The following is an 18,566-nucleotide window of genomic DNA, read 5'->3' on the forward strand; positions in this document are numbered from 1 at the left end:
GGTGTGCGGATCAGAGTCCGCGTGGGCGAACCGACTTTTCGAGGACTCCCGCGAGCCAGTCGAGGGTGAACGCGACGACGGCTGTGAGTACGGCGCCGGTGACGAGGATCGGAGTCCGGGTCGTCTTGATCCCGGCGATGATGATGTCGCCGAGTCCTCCTGCGTTGACGAAGGTGGCTACTGTCGCGACACCGACACAGATGATGATCGTGGTGCGCAGACCTGCCAGCATCACTGGTATCGCGAGCGGCAGTTCGATCTTGCGCAGCACCTGCAGCGGAGTGAGGCCCATGCCGCTCGCGGCCTCGACGAGGTTCCGGTCCACCTGCTGGATACCGACGATGGTGTTCCGCAGGACCGGTAGCACGGCGCTGGCGATCAGGGCCGCGATCGCGATGTTCTGGCCGATGGAGAACACCATCGCCATGATGACCAGGACGCCGAGCGCGGGCGTCGCCTGACCCACATTGGCCGCGACGAGCGCGAATGGTGTGAGCCACTGGGTCCCCGGTCGCGTCAGCAGGACACCGAGCGGCATCGCGATCAGTACCACTGCTGCTGTGGCGATCGCCGTGAGTTTCAGGTGCTGCAGCGTCGCGTCACCGATCATTCCGGCATTGAGGACCCTGGCCTCGATACTGTCGAGTTCCTGGTTCGAAACCCATAGGTACAGCGCGAGGACGACGCTCGCCAGCACCGCCGGGGTCAGCAGATGTCTGACCAGTGCGCGCCGCGACCAGCGTTCACCCGCATTCACCGCGAATGCTGAACCGAGCGTGTCAACGGACATGGGAACCATCCACCTGGCCTGCTCGTGCCCATAGTTCACACACCCGGTCGAAGTCGAGACTGCCCAGCGGATGTCCGGCCGCGTCGTGCACGGTGACCCGCGCGCGTCCTCCGCGAAGCATGGCGTCGATGGTGTCCCGGATCGTGTCCTCGCAGCGCACCACTATCTCGTCGGTGCCTCCGCCCGGTATCTCCGGACCGAGCACGCCCTGGTGCATCGCGTCGCCGACCGTCGTCAACCCCATCCGCCGAATCGCGGCGCCGGAGCCGACGAAACTCGCGACGTAGTCGTCCGCCGGTGCGGACAAGATCCGCTCGGGGGTATCGAACTGGGCGATCACGGAACGCTCTCGGAGAACCGCGATCCGATCACCGAGCCTGATGGCCTCGTCGAAGTCATGCGTGACGAAGATGATCGTCTTACGCAGTTCCTTCTGCAGTTTCAGGAATTCGTTCTGCAGGTGTTCCCGAGTGATCGGATCGGTCGCACCGAACGGCTCGTCCATCAGCATGATCGGCGGATCGGCGGCGAGCGCGCGGGCGACGCCCACCCGTTGCTGCTGCCCACCGGACAGTTGCCGCGGATACCGCCCGCGGTACGCCGATGGGTCCAGGCCCACCAGTTCGAGCAACTCGTCGATACGGCCGGCGATCCTCGTCGCCTTCCAGCCGAGCAGCCGTGGGATCAGGCCGATGTTGTCCCCGATCGTCATGTGTGGGAACAGTCCGATCTGCTGAATGACGTACCCGATGCTGCGGCGGAGTTCGTTCCGGTCGATCCGCAGGACGTCCTGCCCGTCGATGAGGATCTGCCCGCTCGTCGGCTCGATGAGCCGGTTGATCATCTTCATCGTGGTGGTCTTGCCGCAACCGGAGGGGCCGAGGAACATCACCAACTCGCCGGGGGCGATGTCCATCGAGACATTCTCTACAGCGGGAACGGATTGACCGTGGTACTGCTTGGTCAGATCGACGAGTTGGATAGCAGCGCCATGCGAACGTGCGGCAGGTGAGTCAAGGTCCGGACGGCGAGCATCTGCGACAGGAACGGGATTAGACACGAAGCCCCCTCGAAGTCGTGAGACGGCGGATGAGAATGAAAGCGGCGTCGAAAGCCAGTGCGAGCAGGACGACTCCGACCGTGCCGGCGATGGCCTGGTTGAGGGCGTTCGTCGCGCCAAGCCGGGAAAGGCCGGCGAAGATCTCGTTGCCGAAGCCAGGCCCGGCGACGTAAGCGGCGATGGCGGCGATGGCGAACAACATCTGCGCTGCGACCCGGATGCCTGTGATGATCACCGGCCACGCCATCGGTAGCTGTATGCGCCAGATCGCGGTCGGTCGCGACAGTCCCATGCCGTTGGCAGCCTCGAGGATCGCCGTGTCGACGCTTCGCAACCCGGCGATGGTGTTCCGCACGATCGGCAGCAGTGAGTAGACCACCAGTGCGATGACCGAGGGCACCCAACCGAGGCCGAAGAACGGGATCAACAGGGCCAGCAGTGCCAGCGAGGGGATAGTGAGAAGTCCTCCCGCTGTGGACACAGCGATGCCGGACCAGCGCGGGCTCTGCCAGGTCAGCACGCCCACTCCCAACCCGACCACCGTGGCGATTCCCAGCGCCAGCACCACGACCGTGAGGTGCTCGAGACTCATCACGAGGAGGTCGTCCCAGTTGAAGTCGAGGTACTCGATGAACGTCACCTGCCCACCTCCTTTCGTGTGACGGCGACAACAGGAAGCTACAATCGGGTAGGTTTACGAGCAATACGAGTTGTCCATATGGCAACGGTGATGGGAGCGAATGTGGCAACGCGGGTCAACGCGGCGGGACTGCGACGCGACCTCGAGATTCTCGATGTGCTCGCACACGGGCCGTCCGGCCGAGGTGGGCCGATGGGTGTCACCAAGGTGGCCGAACTGGTCGGCCGGGAGAAGTCGCAGGTGTCGCGGGCCTTGTCATCCATGGCGGAAGAGGGGCTGGTCGAACGTGACGAGCAAACCCTGGGTTACCGCCTCGGTTGGCGGCTGTTCGCGCTCGCTGCCCGAACACTCGAGTCGCGGCTGGTCACCATCGCCACGCCCTACCTGCGGGGCGTCGTCGCCCGCGTGCAGGAGACCACCGTGTTGTGCGTGCTCCGCGGAAACGACGTCCTCACCATTGCCAGCGAAACTCCGTCACACGCTTTCCGCGGGGTGGGCTGGGAAGGGGTGGCGGTACCTGCCGCGGCGACATCGGCTGGCAGGGTACTCGTTTCCGACTGGGACACCGATGCGATACGCGCCTTCTTCACTGCGGAGAAGCTGGCAACGGCCGGCGCGCACCCCCGCATACAGCATCCGGATCAACTTCTGTCCGAAATAGACAATATTAGGACACACGGGTACGCCACAGTGGACGAGGAGTTCGAACACGGAGTGGTCGGTTGCTCCGCGCCGGTGCGTGACTTCAACGGCCGGATCGTGGCCGCGATCAACATCACCGCACCCAAAGCGCGCCTTGGGGACCGGCTCGAGGCAGCAGGCCGATTTGTTGTCGGCGCCGCGCAGCAACTCACCCATCGACTGGTCAACGAAGACAGCTGAGGAAGAACCCGCTCGCAACCGTGCAGCGGCGTCGGCACAAGACCGCCCAAGATCGAGGATTCCAGCGCCGACAGGTAGCCAGCGACCCCGCCGCAAGCGCGGGATCGCTGGTTGCCATCCCCAGTGGGCTCAGACCGTCTTCATCATCCCGCCGTCGATCACCAGATCGGCGCCACTCATGTTGGCCACTCGCCCGGAAGCGAGGAACACCACGAGTGCGGCGATCTCCTCCGGGTGGGCGAACTCGCCGGTCGAAAGGCCGACCGTGGCCGGGAGCTGGTCCTTGAAGGACTCCAGAGTGGAGCCAGCTCGCTGGGCCAGCATGTCACCGGGCCCGCCGGGGGAGGTCCACAGGTCGGTCCACACCGGGCCCGGCGAGATCGTGTTCACCCGCAGACCACGGCTGCCGAACTCCTCGGCGAGCGCCTTGCCGAGGTTCGACACCGCGGCCTTGACCGCAGACTGTGCGATCAGGCGCGGCTGTGGCACCTTCGCGTTCACCGAACTGATGTTGATCACCGCGCCACGACGGTCGAGCAGGCTCGGGAGTGCGGCCCGCGTGGCGCGGATGTTCGACATGAACGTCACGTTGAACGTGTGCAGCCATGCTTCGTCATCGAGCTGCAGGAAGCCACCTGGAGGTGTCGAGGTGCCCGCGACGTTGTTCACCAAAAGGTCGATGCCGCCGTGCTGGTCGAGGGCGTACTGCACGACGCGTGCGGGTTCGTCGGGACTACTCAGATCGGCCTCGAGCGCGTCCGGGGTCAGTTCCTTCAGTGAGCCGGTGACGGTGCGGCTGCCCGCGACGACCGTGTACCCGTCTTCGACGAGGGCCTTGACGATGGCCAGGCCGATCCCCCGCCCGGCTCCGGTCACCACGGCGACGCGCGTTGTCTTCGTCGTCATCAGAGATGTCCTCCACCCGACTGCGCGGGCCTTTGGTTGTGCTGGATGGAAAGTGGCGCGTGCGACCTTACTGACACTGGGGCGTTTCCGTGTTCAGTTTGTCTGTCCTCGACCGCCCGATCGCGGATGAGCACGACCCAGTTCGCCAAGTGGCCGTCGGATGTTCGCGCTGCTGCCCGCCAGCGCTCGACGCGGTGGGCCATCATGGCTGTCATGACCGTTGTCACCCGTCCCACCGTGACCGCGGAACTGGATAGTGGCGTGGTCGAGTACCGGTTCGACCAGCGGGGCGGTACCACAGTGGTGGTCCTCCACGGCGGGCATATGCGTGCCGGACTCGCGCTCGGCGAGGACGTGTTCGTCAATGCCGGCTGTTCGGTGCTCGTGCCCTCGCGCCCTCGCGCCCCGGCTACGGTCGTACGCCCCTGGCGACTGGCACGACAGCCAGTGGATTCGCGGATGTCGTGCGTTCGCTGTGCGGCCATCTCGGCATCACTCGTGTCGCCGCGGTCGTCGGCATTTCGGCCGGGGGACCTACCGCGATGGCGACAGCCGCCCGCCATCCGGACCTGGTGCGGCGAGTCATCCTGGAAAGTGCGGTCGGTCCGATTCCGTGGCCGGATGCGCGGACCCGCTTGGCCGCCCGGGTCGCGTTCGCCCCTTCCACCGAACGCGCCACATGGTCGGCAGTTCGCGCGATCATGCGCACCGCGCCCGATACCGGCCTGCGCATGCTGCTGGGTGACCTCGCCGCTCTTCCGGCCCGGCAAGTCGTGGCCGCGCTGTCCACCGAGGAACGCGGGATGTTGATCGAATTGTTCTCCCGAATGCGGTCAGGTCGCGGGTTCCGCAACGATCTCGCCGTTGTCCGAGACGACCTCGCCGACGTGTCGCAGCCCACCCTCGTGATCGCCAGCCGTAACGACGGTTCCGTACCGTTCGCCCACGCTGAAGCGCTTGCCGCGATGCTTCCGCACGGCGATCTGCTCGAGAGCAACGCCGACAGCCACTTCATCTGGCTCGGTCGTGATTGGCCGGCGATCAGCGGCGAGATCCGTGGCTTTCTCGCCGTCTGAAGCCCAACTGGCACCCCGCTCCGGTGACTTCCGCTGGATCCTCGACTCGCCGGAAACATCAGCCCGGGTCGGCAGGTGCACGCACCGGAGTCCATCACCGCCGAGCGCGATCTGTTCCGGTCAGAGCGGACGAGATTCTTTTCATGAGCCCGCCGCAGGGCGATTCGCGGTCCTCCCGGTCCGGCCCGTTCACCACCGTGCCGGCGTGCCGGTTGTCGTCACCGCGATCGGAATACGGTCTCTCCGCCAACCATTGTCAGTGTCACCTGCGCCGAGCTGATCTGTGGCGTCGTCAGGATGTCCCGGTCCAGCAGGACAAGGTCGGCGAGTTTGCCTGCCTCGATGGTGCCCGTCTCGTGGTCCAGGTGGTTGGCGTACGCCGATCCCATCGTGTACGCGGTCAGCGCGGCGCGGAGGTCGATGGCTTCTGCGGCCTCCAGCGGTTCGGTGAGGGCTTCGTCCCCGACGGCGTGCGGATCCTCCGGAGGACCGGTTCGATGGACCGCCGTGTGAATCGCCCAGAGCGGGTTGGGGTCGGTGACCGGCCAGTCGCTGCCCATCGCGAGAATCGCGCCCGATCGGGCCAGCGAGCCGAAGGGAAAATGCCATCGCGCGCGTTCCTGGCCCAGCAGCGGCAGCTTCCGTTCCACGATCTCGCGGTCTTTCCTGGCCCACAGCGCTTGGATGTTCGCCACGACTCCCAGTTGTTTGAATCGAGGTATGTCGGTCGGATGGACGACGTCCAGGTGTGCGATCTGATGCCTGTTGTCAGTCGGTCCGTTGGACCCGAGTGCGTACTCGAGGCTGTCGAGGCTCTCCCGTACGGCCCGATCACCGACCGCGTGCAGGTGGATCTGGAATCCGTCAGCGTCCAACGCCCTGGCGATCTGCGCCAGCTCACCTGGCGGGATGAAGGACATTCCGGTGTCGCCGTGCCCGGTCGAGCCCGAGGCATACGGCGTCAGCATGGATCCCGTGCAGTTCTCGCAGATGCCGTCCTGCATGATTTTGACGCTTGTCGCGCGGAAGCGGCCGAGTCCACTGGCCGCCCTGCGCTCCTTCAGTTCGTCCAGTTGCCCGAGCCCGCGGTTCGCCGTCCACCACAGAGCCCCGACAACACGAGCGGTGAGTCTGCCGTCCTGGGCGAGTGAGAGATATGTCGGCAGGTTGTCCGGGGTTCCCCACATCGAGCCGATGATCGCGTCCTGCCAAGTGGTGACACCGAGGGATTGCAGGTGCCGCTGCGCCTCCAGCAGAGCCCGTTCCATCAACTCGGGGCTGGGGGGCGGGATCAGTTCGGTGACCAGATCTGCCGCCGACTCGACGAGTACCCCGGTGGCTGTTCCTTCGGCGTCGCGGTTGATCCTGCCGCCAGGCGGGTCGGGTGTCGCGTCGTCGATTCCCGCGCGGCGGAGCGCGCAGGTGTTGACCCAGATCCCGTGCGCGTCGTGGCTCGCGAGCACTACAGGCCGGTCGGGTACGACCGCGTCCAGGTCTTGCCTGGACGGCAGTCCGCCGGGAAAGACGTCGCCGTACCAGCCCGCGCCGAGGATCCAGGCATCCGCGTTCCCATCCGCGTACGCGCGGATGGCCCGCAGGTACTCGTCGCGCGAATGCGGCAGTTCGGAGAGGTCGCATCGAAGCCTGCGCAGACCAGCTTCGATGGGATGAACATGGGCGTCCTGGAAACCGGGCAGCAGGGTCGCGCCGCGCATGTCGATTCGTTCCGTATGCGGGCCACAGTGCTCCAGCAGACGGTCGTCGCCGACCGCGACTATTCGATCCGAACTGACGGCGACCGCGGTCCGGCCGGGAGTCCCAGGGCTCGTCAGAACGTTGCCGTTGAAAAAAATCGTGTCGAAGCCCGTGGTGCTCATGATTCCGTCACCGCCGAGGCTGTCTCCAACCGGCCGGTGTCTCCTGCCCTTGACGACTCGGAGCGCATGGCGAGCAGGTAGTAGAGGCCGCCGGACACGAGCAGACCCGCCATCCAGGCGAGGTCGACACCGCCGAGCGCGACCGCGATCGGTCCTGTGTAGAGGGCCGTCACCGCGAACGGCACCTGGACGACGATGCCGACCAGATAGACCGCGAGTGCGGTCCAGTTCCAGTGACCGTAGCGGCCACCGTCGGGCGCGAAGAAGTCCATGACCTCGTAGTGTCCACGTCGCACGAGGAAGTAGTCGACCAGGTTGATCGCCGACCAGGGGACGAGGACATAGAGCAGGATCAGGATGAAGTTCTTGAAGCTGCTGAGGAAATCGCCCTGGCCGAGGATCGCGACGACGAGTCCGATGACATGCAGCGCGATCGTCGTGGTGATTCGGGCCCGGACCCGGGGAAGCCAGCCGGGGCGGAATGTCTCGCCGAGAGTCAGGGCGTTGAGCATCGCGCAGTAGATGTTGCCCGCGTTGGTGCTCGCCGAGGCGAGCGCGAACGCGAGCAGGATGAACGCGCCCGCACCGCCCATCAGGTTGCCGAGGCCGGTCATCGGTTCCGCGCCCGGAGCCGCGACGCCGACGACGGCGCCGAGTCCCATCATCAGCACCGCGCTGAGAACCGAGCCTCCGTAGGTTCCCCAGAACGCGCCACGAGCTCCGGTGCCGACGGGCAGGTAGCGAGAGTAGTCGGACACATAGGGTGCGTAGGCCATCTGCCAGACGGCCCCGACGGCCAGCATCGAGAAGAACCCCACCATGGAGAAGCCGCCACCGGCGAGAGCGGATCCGGTCAATCCGGTGGTGTAGATCCAGATGGCGGCCACCACCGCGAGGATGCCGATGACCACGGCCCAGAGCGTGATGAAGAAGCGGATCAGCCGAAGCCCGAAGATCGAGATTCCCAGGCTCACCGCGGCCGCGAGCACGATGCCCGAAGTCACGCTCACGTCCGGGATGACCTGGTGCAGTGCCTGCGCCCCGACCACCAGATTGGACACGAAGAAGCCGACGAACATCACCAGTGCGATGGCCACGACGAGCGCGGCACCACGGGCACCGAACTGACCTCTCGCCTGCAGCATCTGCGGGACTCCCAGCTGCGGTCCCTGAACCGCATGCAGGGCCATGAACACACCGCCGAGGACATTGCCCGCGACGATCGCCACCATTGCCCAGCCCAGTGAAAGTCCGAACAGGACAGTAGCCAGTGCGCCGGTGACGACCGTGAGCGGGAGCATGTTGATGCCCAGCCAGATACCGAACAGTCCACGTCCCGAGCCGTGCCGGTCTGCCAGCGGAACCGCGCCGATCGTGTGCTTCTCGAGCAGCGGGGGATGGGAAGGTTCCGGGTAGGCGTTGGTTTCGGTGGTCATACCGTGCCTCCTGCTGACTCGAGATGGGTAGTGCGCTTGTCCTTCCGGCCGGGCAGCATGGTGGACAACTCGGCAAGGGCGCCACTGATCACCCCGGCCTCACGGGGATCCAGCGACGTGGTGTAGGTGATCGGTGGAAAGTAGACGCGGAGATGGCTTCCGGCGTAGGGCTCGATGCAGAAGTGCCATTGACCGGTGGCCGGACTCCAGTCGGCCGTGCAGCTGACCAGATCGACGGTGCGCGCGAGGGCTTCGATCGCGACACCGGTGGGGCCGTTGACCGCCGTTCCGCCGCCACGGCAGGTCCAGTTCGGACCGTTCTCCTTGCCACGGTGGGACAATTCCATGGTGCAGGGCTCAGACGGTCCGGTTTCACCGGTGACGGTCACGCAGACCTGGAGCTGATGGATCCGTGCCAGCAGCAGACGCTGGGTGCGGTAGCGAAGCACAATCGGATGAGGCGAGCCTTCCAGTTCGATCCGTGTGGGCTGCCGGACCGATACCCGCGTGCCGTGCTGCTGGAACGGCATCGCCTGGGCCGCCAGAGAACGTGCCATGACGCCACTGCTCTGCCGAACCGGGTCGGACGGGGAAGCGCCTGAAATCCCGGTGCGGGCCCTCATCGTGGCTCACCCGACACGACCGAAGCCGCGGGTTCGGCTGACCCGTCCGATGAGTGCAGAGGCGTGGGTGCGAAGAACGGAACTTTCTTGATCAGCTTGAGCCAGACGAAGGCGTAGCCGAGGATGACCGCTGTGCATCCCGCGGCCCCGAGCCAGACCGTCGTACGGACGCCGGAGTCGGGATGGATGCTCACGATCATCCAGACGCAGGCGGCGATTCCGACGATCTGCGGCAGTGGGTACAGGGGTGCCCGGAATCCACGGGGGGCGTCCGGGTAGCGCCTGCGGAGAACGATCACGTCGACCTGCGCCAGAATGTAGGAGGCAAGCCACATGACGGTCGCCACCAGAATCAGCGTGAGGACCGACTCGCTACCCGCCACGGTCAACAGTGCGATGACAATGAGCGCTGCGACGGCGATCACCGACACCCATGGCGTGCGGAACCTCGGGTGTACCCAGGCGAACACCCTGGGGAGCATGCCGTCGCGGGCGAGACCGTAGAGCATGCGCGGTACGGCTGCGAGGATCGCCGAGACGGAACTCGCTGCGGCGAGCACGGTCGCGGCGGTAAGGATGAGCAGTCCCGTCTTTCCCGCGATGCCCTCGGCCACCAGCAGGTGCGGGACCGCCGACGTCGCGAGTTCGGCGAGGCCGACGTATTTCAAGGCGGCGAACCCGAACATCATGTCCACGGTGAAGACGAGGACGAGCCCGGCGATCATCGCACGGGGGATTATCCGGCCAGGGCGGCGAATCTCCTCACTCATCGGGCAGATGAACTCGATCCCGATGAACAGGTAGACACCGAGCGCGACGAGGTGGGCGACGTCGAGCCAGCCGCCGGGATTGAACGGAACCGGCTCGGCCAGCGGGGTGCCACCGCCGACCTCGAGCAGCCCGGCGATGCCGAAACCGACCAGCGCCAGCATCATCGCGGTGGTGACCACCGCTTGTGCGCGGCCAAACCATCGGACACCCACCAGGTTGATCACACAGAACGTCAGGGTGACGACGATCGCGAACACGGTGGGCGAGATTCCCGGGACGAGCTGCTGTGCGGCCAATCCGCCGACCATCTGGTTCGCCGGTTCGACCGTGGCCACCAGGACGATGTAACCCGCGAGCACTCCGAAGATCGCCGGACCGCGCCCGAGTGCGGGTGCGGTGTAGGCGCCGATCATCCCCGCGCCCGGCACCAGGTTTGCCAGCTCCGAGTAGGAGAAGGCGATGAGGATCATGATGGCCAGCGCGGCGAGCCCAGCGACCGCGAACGCCGGGCCACCCAGACCGAACCCGTTGCCCAGTGTGGTGAGGGTGGTCGCGGCCACGACCAGCCCGATGCCGGTGAACAGCGCGCCCCAGAACCCGAGCGCGCGTTGAAGTGCGGGAGCACTCATGGCACTCAGCTCCTCACGGTTCCGTCGGTGCTGGTGCGCTCGAGTACGGCGCGGAGGGCGATGGCGACGCGATCCGCTTCCTCGTGTGTCAAGGTCAGTGCGGGCGACAGGACGATCCCCTGGCTCGAATCCCGGACGATGACGCCGTGATCACGCCGTGCGGCGTCGGCCACGGCCTGGGGGTTCGGCAGTGGTGTGCGGCTGCTCGTGTCGGTCACCAGTTCGATACCGAGCATCATGCCGATGCCCCGGACTTCTCCGACGATCGGTAGATCCTGTAGCTCCTGGTGCAGGCGCGCCAGCAGGTACGTGCCGATCTCGCCGGCGCGCTCGAGCAGGCCTTCCCGCTCGATGATGTCGAGATTGGCCAGCGCGACGGCACATCCGGTCGGATGTCCATTGTAGGTGTAGCCCATCGGGAACCCGTGCTCACTACGCATCGTCTCGGCAACTTGCTCACTCGTGAGTACCGCGCCAAGCGGGAAGTACCCGGACGTGATGCCCTTCGCGGTGACGATGATGTCGGGCTGAACGCCGAAGTGTTGCGCGGCGAACCAGTTCCCCACACGGCCGTAGGCGGTGACGACCTCGTCGAAGATCAGCAGGATCCCGTTGCGTCGCAGCACTTCCTGTACCCGTGGCCAGTAGTCGCCCGGGGGTACCACCATACCGGCGACACCCATGATCGGTTCGCCGATCATCGCCGCGATGTTCTTCGCGCCGATACGTTCGATGGTCTTCTCCAGCTCGTCGATGCAGAAGTCCGTGCAGTCGTCGCCTTCGAAGAGGTCCTGCCGGTACGGCCACGGCGGAGTGAGGTGCTCGACATGCGGCAGCATCGGGCCGAAACCCTCGTGGTAGAGCGGAAATCCGTTCGCGGTCGCACCGCCGAAGGCGATGCCGTGATACGCGTTGCGTCGCGCGAGGATCCACGTGCGGTCACCTTCGCCCCGGCGGTGGTGGTGGTATCGAGCCATTTTCAACGCGGCCTCGACGCCTTCTGAACCACCGCTGGTGAAGTACACGTGGCTGATCGGGTCGGGGGCGAGCCCGGCCAGCCGGTCCGCCAGTGTGATCGCCGGGGTGTTGGAGAACTCCCAGAAGCTGGTGAAGTACTCCAGTTCCCGCATCTGCGCGGCGGCGACGTCGGCCAGTTCCTTCCGGCCGTGCCCGACCTGTGCGAGCCAGAGCCCCCCGGTGGCGTCGAGGTACTCGCGCCCTTCGGTGTCCCAGAGGGCGGACCCCTGTCCACGAGCCATGATGACTCGTTCCTGAGTGGTGGATGGCAGGTACGGGTGGATGATCCGATCGCGGTCCACTGCGGCCAGATCGACACTGACATCCACGGCCTGGGTGGTGAGAGACATGGCGAGCTCCTTTGTCGGTGGTTCCGTCGTCAGTACTTGATCCACGTGGTTTTCAGGCCGGTGTACTTGTCGAGTGCGTGCAACGAGAGATCGCGGCCGAACCCGGACTGGCCGAATCCGCCGAACGGGGTCTGGGGGCTCAGTGCGTCCACGTTGTTGATCGAGACGGTGCCCGCCCGGAGGGCATCGGACATCCGAAGAGCGCGAGCGAGATCCGACGTCCACACCGAAGCGGCGAGGCCGTAGCGGCTGGCGTTGGCCAGTTCGATCGCGTGCGCCTCGTCGTCGAAGGGGGTCACGCAGAGGACCGGGCCGAAGATTTCTTCGCGTTCGATCCGGCTGCCCGGTTCCACATTGTCGAAGACCGTCGGCTCGACGAAGCAACCGCGCCCGCCGACCTGTGTCCGCGATCCGCCGGTGACCAGGTGAGCCGTGTTTCTGCCGTCCTCGATGAACTCGAGTACCCGCCTGGTGTGGGCCTCGTCCACAAGGGCGCCGAGTCGACTCGCCGGGTCGAGCGGGTCTCCTGGTGCGTAGTCGGGTGCGGTGGCGGCGATTCGTGCCACCAGTTCTTCGTGGACCTCGCGGGCGACGAGCAGGCGTGAGTTGGCCGAGCACACCTCGCCCTGATTGGCGAAGATGCCGGCACATGCCGCGTCGGCGGCAGCGTCGAGATCGGCACAGTCCGAGAAGACGATGTTGGGGCTCTTGCCACCGCACTCCGGCCAGACCTGTTTCAGGTTGGACTCCGAGGAGTAGCGCAGGAAGAGTTTGCCCACGGCGGTGGAGCCGGTGAAAGCGATGGCGTCCACATCCGGATGCAGGCCCAGCGCCCTTCCGGCGATTTCGCCGTAGCCGGGAATCACGTTGAGTACGCCGTCGGGCAGACCGGCTTCCGTCGCGAGTTCGGCGAGACGCAACGCCGAGAGCGGTGACTGTTCGGCGGGCTTGAGGACCACGGAGTTACCCGCCGCCAATGCTGGAGCCAGCTTCCAGGTGGCCATGTCCAGCGGGAAGTTCCAGGGTACGACGGCACCGATCACACCCAGTGGTACTCTGCTGACCAGCGCTCGGTCACCGGGCCCTGTGGGTGCGATCTCGCCGTAGAGCTTGTCGATCGCCTCGCCGTACCACTGGAACAGCCCCGCGGCGCCCGGCACGTCTATCTGGTGGGCGTCGGTGACGAGCTTTCCCATGTCGAGCGAGTCGAGCAGGGCAAGTTCCTCGCCGTGCTCGGTGATCAGTTCGGCGAGCCGGAGCAGGACACTCTTGCGGTCGTCCGGCCTCGCCTGCGACCACACTCCGTCCTCGAAACTGCGGCGGGCCGCCAGCACGGCTGCGTCGACGTCCTCCGGGCCGCATTCCGCGACTTCGGCGAGTGTGTGACCGGTGGCGGGATTGACAGTCGCGAACGTACGGCCGGAGCGGGCGGGTGCCGGTTTGCCGTTGATGAAGGCTTCCGTGCGGGGCACAAGCGCTGCTGCTAGCTCGCGCCAACGCTGGTAGCTGGGGGTGGCCATCGCGCTCCTTTCGCCTGATCCCTGCTTCGTCCTGACGCAGGGCGGGTAGGGTGGAAGTTGAACAGGATCGCAAGTATTGGCCAGCTCGGGCCGTTTCACCAGTGGCTGGGGCATTGAAAAAGTTGAACGACTACATCAATAATGGTGTTCATGGCCCGAACCAAGAAGCACTACGCTCGCCGTGAGCAGCTGATCGACGCCGCAACCCGGGCGATCAGCGAGCGGGGAAGAGACAACGTGCGCGTGCGAGACATCGCCGAGTTCGCCGGCGTCTCGGCGGGTTCGGTGCTGTATCACTATCCGGAGCTGAGCGAGCTGATCTTCGACGTCCACCGATCGGTCGTCGAACGCTTCTATCGGCGGCGGGCGGAACAGGTGGAGAGCCATCAGGCACCCGCGAACAGGCTCGTCGCGGCCATCGAAACCGGCCTGCCGACGGGCAGGGACGACGACGTCGCGAAGACGCTCTATGCGATGCACGCGCTCGCCGACCGGAGCTCACCGCACGGAGCGTTGATGAGCAGCCTCTTCGATCGCGAGGTCAGTCTCTATACGACGGTGCTCGAGATCGGCCGGGCCTGCGGCGACTTTCGATTGACCCAGCCGGTCGCGGACGTGGCGCGGACGCTGGTCGTTCTGGAGGACGGTCTCGGTCTGCACCTGATCAGTAACAACATGTCGCTGGACCTGGCGAGCGCGCGCGGGCTGTTGCTCGCCTACGCGAACCAGGCGATCGACTTCGATCTCCCGGCCTTGACCACCGGTTGATCATGAGCGGCTCCATCGAGCCCGCGGAGGTGTGACGATGTCGAGCGAACCACGTTTCACGATCGTGCAGTTGCGTTACTTCGCGGCGGCGGCCGAACTGCGCAGTATGACGGCGGCGGCCAAACAGGCGCTCGTTTCGCAGTCGGCCATCTCTACCGCGATCGCCCAGCTCGAGCGCGATCTCGGGGTGCAACTGTTGCTTCGACGGCACGCCCAGGGCCTGGCGCTGACCGAGGCCGGCGTGCGTTTCCTGCAGGAACTGCGGGGCTTTCTCGCGCACGCCGGAGAGATCGCGGATGTGGCGCGTGGGCTTGGCGAGTCGCTCATCGGAGACCTGACCGTCGGTTGCTTCCAAACGCTCGCGCCGTTCTACCTCCCCAGGGTGCTGACCGAGTTCGGTCGTACCTATCCCGCGGTCCGGGTGTCGACGGTGGAAGGGCAGACCGAGGAGTTGGAACAGGGCCTGCTCTCGGGCACCTGTGAGCTCGCCCTGCTCTATGACCTTGATCTGCACGACGCCCTCGCGGTCGAGCGGATCACCGAGATTCCGCCGTATGTGATCCTCCCGCCCGACCATCCTCTTCGGGACGCGCACGCGATCCGGCTCGCCGATCTCACGGCTGAACCGATGGTGCTGCTGGACCTGCCGCACAGCAGGGAGTACTTCCGATCCCTGGCGATGCGCACCACCGTCGAACCGCGGATCGGCTATCGGACGAGCAGCTACGAGATGGTGCGCGCGCTCGTCGCCGCCGGTCACGGCTACGCGATCCTCAACCAGCGTCCCGTTTCCGACCGCACCTACGACGGGGGCCGGGTGGTCGCGCTGGAACTGCTCGACGATCTGCCCGCGCTTCCGGTCGTGCTCGCCTACGTCAAGGGCACTCGGCTCACCGCTCGAGCCCAGGCATTCGCCCAGTGCTGCCGCGCATTGCTGCGTTCACCATCAATCAAATCGATGGCCTAGTTCAAAAACATCTGTTGTACAGATATCTCGCCCTCCCGCAGACTAAGAATGCACGGTCGATCGAACCGGGAGGTATCGATGAATGCGATATCCGATGCGGTAGCCGACTGCACGGAGTTCTCCGAGAAGTTGCGTGAGCAGTTCATCTCCGCCATGGGAAACGCCGCAACAGGCGTCACCGTCGTCGGGACCGACGGGGAAGGCGGGCGCTTCGCGCAGACCGTGAGCGCGATGTGCTCCGTCTCCGCTGATCCACCCACCGTCCTGGTGTGCGTGAACCGGCGCAGCCCTATCGTGGCCGCGACAGAGATCAACCGATCCTTCTCGGTGAACGTACTGGCAGCGAACCAGGCTCAGGTAGCCGACACCTTCGCGGGCAGGCCGGAGGCCGGTGAGCCCTATGACTTCGGTTGCGCGTCCTGGACCACCCTGCGCACCGGTGCGCCGGTACTTCTCGAATCGTCGGCGACTTTCGATTGCCGTCTCGTCGACGTCGTCGAATCGGGAACACACCGCTTGTTTCTCGGAGCCGTGGAAACAACTCGGGTCAAGCCGGTGGACCCCTTGCTGTATCGGGCACGTCAATATGGCCGCTGCTTGCCGCTGGGTGCCTGAATTTTTCTGAAAGAAAAGAGTATACAAAGTGATCCGTACCGGTGAGCAGTACCGCGAATCCCTGCGTGATGGACGCGAGATCTGGATCAACGGCGAACAGGTCGGCGACGTCACCACGCACCCGGCGTTCAAGCCTCTCGTCGATATCCGCGCCAGGGTGTACGACATGGCGCACGAACCGGCCACCCAGGACGTGATGAGCTATGTGGACCCCGGCACAGGCAAGCGCAACGCGGTTGCCCAGAAGCCGCCACGAGACCTCGACGACTGGCACGCCAAGCGCGCGGCGACCGACGCCGTCCTATCCGACATCGGTGGCGTCGTCACCAGGATCGGTGACGAGACGATCGGCGAGATGTGGTCACTGATCGACGGTCAGGACGTGCTCGACGAAATCGATCCCACCTTCTCCGCGAACGTCAAGCGGCATATCGAGCAGGCGTGTTTCGCCGACCCGTTCCACGTTTCGGCGAACACGGACCCGAAGGGCGACCGGTCCAAGACGCCGGATGAGCAGGATCCCGACATGCTGCTGCACGTCGTGCGGGAAACAGACCGTGGGATCGTGGTTCGTGGCGCGAAGTACGAGACGGCGGCCGCCTACTCGAACCAGGCGTTCACCAAACCCACGATCGCGAACTGGGGCAACGACGCGCTGTCGGACTACGCGGTGGGTTTCATCCTCGACATGGGCTCGCCGGGCCTGAAGTACATCTGTCGCACGGGATTCGCCGGAAGAGCGCCCGCGGCCGACTACCCGTTGGCGAATCGATTCGACGAGGTCGACACCCTGGTGATCTTCGACGACGTCGAAATTCCCTGGGAGAACGTGCTGTTCTATCGGCACACGAGAGCTGCCACCTTCATTCGTGCGACCCTGCACCGCTACAGCGCCTTCGCGTTCGTCCAGCGCAACCTGCGCCTTGCCGACCTGATGATCGGCGCCGCGCTGTGGAACGTGAAGCAGACCGGCCTGGAGCGCCAGCCCGCGGTTCAGGAGAAGCTCTCCACACTCGCCTGCTACCGGGAAGGGATCAACGCCCACCTCACCGGCGCGATCGCGACCGCCGAGACGAGTCCCGGCGGATTGCTGATGCCGAACCAGTCCCTGCTCTACACCGGACGAATCCTGGCATGTTCCCAGCTGCACGAGATGATGCATCTCGCGCGTGAGTTGTGCGGGGGTCAGATCTGCATCACCCCGGACAAGGCGTCGTTCGAGCACCCGGCCACCAAGCCATGGCTGGACAAGTACTACTCGATCAACGAGCACTGGGTCGCGGAGGACCGGCGCAAGCTGCTGGCCTATGCCCGCGATCTGCTCAACTCGGATTACGCAGGCCACCGGCTGACCTTCCAGCTCTTCGCACAGTCACCTCCTTTCGCGCACCTGGCCGCTGTTTACCGCAACTTCGACTGGGACGGCCCGCTCGACCTGGTCCGTTATGCGGCGGGACTGTCGGACAACGTGCTCGGGAGCCTCAAGTGACGACACACCAACGCATCCGTCGCTTCAATTCGGCCAAGACCTACCCGGAACAGAACCTCGACAACGACCTCGCGCAATCCGTCGTAGCAGGAGACACGGTGTACCTGCGCGGCCAGGTCGGGCAGGACCTCGATACGCGGGAAAGCGTCGGCATCGGGGACGTGGCGGCGCAGGCCGAGCAGGCGATGGCCAATATCGGCACGCTGCTGACCGAGAGCGGGAGCGAACTCGACGAGATCGTGAAGATCACCGTCTATCTGGTGGACATCCGTTACCGCGAGCCCGTCTACCGGGTGATGGGCCGGTGGCTGGCCGGGGTGCACTACGTCTCCACGGGACTGGTCGTGGACGCCCTCGCGCGGCCGGAATGGCTGGTGGAGATCGACGCCACCGCGGTCATCCCTGCCCGCAGGCGTGACGAGGCCGCCGCGCGACGCAGGCGGGAAGCGGACCAACGAGGGGAGACACTGTGACCTTCTCCATCGCCGCGCGCTGCGGGCGCACCGGCGCTTTCGGTGTGGCCATCAGTTCGTCGAGCCCGGCGGTCGCGGCCCGGTGCGCCTTCGTGCGACCGGGTACGGGTGCCGTCTGCACGCAGAACATCACCGATCCGCGTCTCGGACCGCGCCTCCTGCACCTGCTCGAACTCGGTGTTCCCAGTGACCAGGCGGTCGAACAGGTCGTGCGGTCGGAAGCCAGCATCGGCTATCGCCAGCTGACGGCGGTAGGTCTCACGGGGAAGCCGGGAAGCTACACGGGCGAGAAAGCGCTCGGCACATTCGGATCCGTCGTGGGTACCGACAGCGTGGCGGCGGGAAACCTGCTGGCGACGCCCGGCGTGCTCGACGCGATGGTTTCGGCGTTCGAGAACGATGAGGCCACACGCATGCCGAGGCGATTGCTGAACGCCCTGAAATGTGGGCTTGCCGCGGGCGGGGAGGAAGGTCCCGTACGGTCTGCCGGAATTCTGGTCACCCATGACGCGCCATGGCCGGTCGTGGACCTCCGGGTCGACTGGACGCAGGCAGATCCGATCGCCGAACTGGCGGCACTGCTGGACATGTGGGAGCCGCAACAGGACGCGTATGTCCAGCGTGGACTGGCTCCCGCGGCGGCGCCTGCCTTTGGTGTACCGGGAGACCGTTGAGGC

General features: G+C 65.7%; 18 protein-coding genes. 8 read left to right on the forward strand and 10 right to left on the reverse strand.

Annotation, left to right across the window (positions count from 1 at the left end):
* Nucleotides 1-10 precede the first annotated feature (10 nt).
* From D0C15_RS15740 to D0C15_RS34710, 3 genes are all read right to left on the reverse strand, one after another.
* Complete coding sequence (locus tag D0C15_RS15740) at nt 11-790, reverse strand: ABC transporter permease (RefSeq protein ID WP_116045897.1); 780 nt, start codon at nt 788-790, stop codon at nt 11-13.
* A complete protein-coding gene (locus tag D0C15_RS15745; RefSeq protein WP_211323209.1) occupies nt 780-1,706 on the reverse strand; it encodes an ABC transporter ATP-binding protein in 927 nt (308 codons plus the stop codon). Before D0C15_RS15745 ends, D0C15_RS15740 begins: the two co-directional genes overlap by 11 nt.
* 136 nt (nt 1,707-1,842) lie before the next feature.
* Nucleotides 1,843-2,490, reverse strand: a complete 648-nt coding sequence (locus D0C15_RS34710) for an ABC transporter permease (protein WP_116045902.1) — start codon at nt 2,488-2,490, stop codon at nt 1,843-1,845.
* A gap of 102 nt (nt 2,491-2,592) precedes the next feature.
* Here D0C15_RS34710 and D0C15_RS15755 point away from each other — a divergent pair, with 102 nt between their 5' ends.
* A complete protein-coding gene (locus D0C15_RS15755) occupies nt 2,593-3,372 on the forward strand; it encodes an IclR family transcriptional regulator (RefSeq protein ID WP_245975852.1) in 780 nt (259 codons plus the stop codon).
* 129 nt (nt 3,373-3,501) lie between these two features.
* Here D0C15_RS15755 and D0C15_RS15760 read toward each other — a convergent pair whose 3' ends face one another.
* A complete protein-coding gene (locus D0C15_RS15760) occupies nt 3,502-4,278 on the reverse strand; it encodes an SDR family NAD(P)-dependent oxidoreductase (RefSeq protein ID WP_245975853.1) in 777 nt (258 codons plus the stop codon).
* 425 nt (nt 4,279-4,703) lie between these two features.
* On the opposite strand from D0C15_RS15760, the gene D0C15_RS15770 reads away from it, so the two are divergent.
* A complete protein-coding gene (locus D0C15_RS15770) occupies nt 4,704-5,354 on the forward strand; it encodes an alpha/beta fold hydrolase (RefSeq protein ID WP_245975864.1) in 651 nt (216 codons plus the stop codon).
* Nucleotides 5,355-5,572: 218 nt separating this feature from the next.
* Here D0C15_RS15770 and D0C15_RS15775 read toward each other — a convergent pair whose 3' ends face one another.
* The 6 genes from D0C15_RS15775 to D0C15_RS15800 all read right to left on the reverse strand — a co-directional run bounded on the left by D0C15_RS15775 (nt 5,573) and on the right by D0C15_RS15800 (nt 13,577).
* A complete protein-coding gene (locus D0C15_RS15775; RefSeq protein WP_116045905.1) occupies nt 5,573-7,231 on the reverse strand; it encodes an amidohydrolase in 1,659 nt (552 codons plus the stop codon).
* Nucleotides 7,228-8,667, reverse strand: coding sequence for a purine-cytosine permease family protein (locus D0C15_RS15780; RefSeq protein ID WP_116045907.1), 1,440 nt, complete (start codon nt 8,665-8,667; stop codon nt 7,228-7,230). The genes D0C15_RS15775 and D0C15_RS15780 overlap by 4 nt, the downstream gene beginning before the upstream one ends.
* Nucleotides 8,664-9,224 carry a DUF3156 family protein gene (locus tag D0C15_RS15785; protein ID WP_162830095.1) on the reverse strand — a complete coding sequence of 187 codons (561 nt, stop codon included), beginning with the start codon at nt 9,222-9,224 and terminating at the stop codon, nt 8,664-8,666. Before D0C15_RS15785 ends, D0C15_RS15780 begins: the two co-directional genes overlap by 4 nt.
* Before the next feature lie 62 nt (nt 9,225-9,286).
* Complete coding sequence (locus D0C15_RS15790; protein ID WP_116045911.1) at nt 9,287-10,690, reverse strand: APC family permease; 1,404 nt, start codon at nt 10,688-10,690, stop codon at nt 9,287-9,289.
* A 5-nt stretch (nt 10,691-10,695) separates the two neighbouring features.
* Complete coding sequence (locus D0C15_RS15795; protein ID WP_116045913.1) at nt 10,696-12,057, reverse strand: aminotransferase family protein; 1,362 nt, start codon at nt 12,055-12,057, stop codon at nt 10,696-10,698.
* Between the two features lie 29 nt (nt 12,058-12,086).
* On the reverse strand, nt 12,087-13,577 hold the full coding sequence (locus D0C15_RS15800) for an aldehyde dehydrogenase (protein ID WP_116045916.1): 1,491 nt from the start codon (nt 13,575-13,577) through the stop codon (nt 12,087-12,089).
* A gap of 150 nt (nt 13,578-13,727) precedes the next feature.
* Here D0C15_RS15800 and D0C15_RS15805 point away from each other — a divergent pair, with 150 nt between their 5' ends.
* From D0C15_RS15805 to D0C15_RS15830, 6 genes are all read left to right on the forward strand, one after another.
* Nucleotides 13,728-14,345 carry a TetR/AcrR family transcriptional regulator gene (locus tag D0C15_RS15805; protein WP_162830096.1) on the forward strand — a complete coding sequence of 206 codons (618 nt, stop codon included), beginning with the start codon at nt 13,728-13,730 and terminating at the stop codon, nt 14,343-14,345.
* A 37-nt stretch (nt 14,346-14,382) separates the two neighbouring features.
* Nucleotides 14,383-15,312 carry a LysR family transcriptional regulator gene (locus D0C15_RS15810; RefSeq protein ID WP_116046054.1) on the forward strand — a complete coding sequence of 310 codons (930 nt, stop codon included), beginning with the start codon at nt 14,383-14,385 and terminating at the stop codon, nt 15,310-15,312.
* A gap of 78 nt (nt 15,313-15,390) precedes the next feature.
* Nucleotides 15,391-15,927 (forward strand): flavin reductase family protein, encoded by a 537-nt coding sequence (locus D0C15_RS15815; protein ID WP_162830097.1) that lies wholly within the window; start codon nt 15,391-15,393, stop codon nt 15,925-15,927.
* A gap of 28 nt (nt 15,928-15,955) precedes the next feature.
* A complete protein-coding gene (locus D0C15_RS34715; RefSeq protein ID WP_116045922.1) occupies nt 15,956-17,416 on the forward strand; it encodes a 4-hydroxyphenylacetate 3-hydroxylase family protein in 1,461 nt (486 codons plus the stop codon).
* Nucleotides 17,413-17,889, forward strand: coding sequence for a RidA family protein (locus D0C15_RS15825; RefSeq protein WP_211323210.1), 477 nt, complete (start codon nt 17,413-17,415; stop codon nt 17,887-17,889). Before D0C15_RS34715 ends, D0C15_RS15825 begins: the two co-directional genes overlap by 4 nt.
* Nucleotides 17,886-18,563 carry a DUF1028 domain-containing protein gene (locus D0C15_RS15830; protein ID WP_116045924.1) on the forward strand — a complete coding sequence of 226 codons (678 nt, stop codon included), beginning with the start codon at nt 17,886-17,888 and terminating at the stop codon, nt 18,561-18,563. The genes D0C15_RS15825 and D0C15_RS15830 overlap by 4 nt, the downstream gene beginning before the upstream one ends.
* Nucleotides 18,564-18,566 lie beyond the last annotated feature (3 nt).

Origin of the sequence: Amycolatopsis palatopharyngis (assembly GCF_003385185.1) — a bacterium.
Lineage (GTDB): Bacteria > Actinomycetota > Actinomycetes > Mycobacteriales > Pseudonocardiaceae > Amycolatopsis > Amycolatopsis palatopharyngis.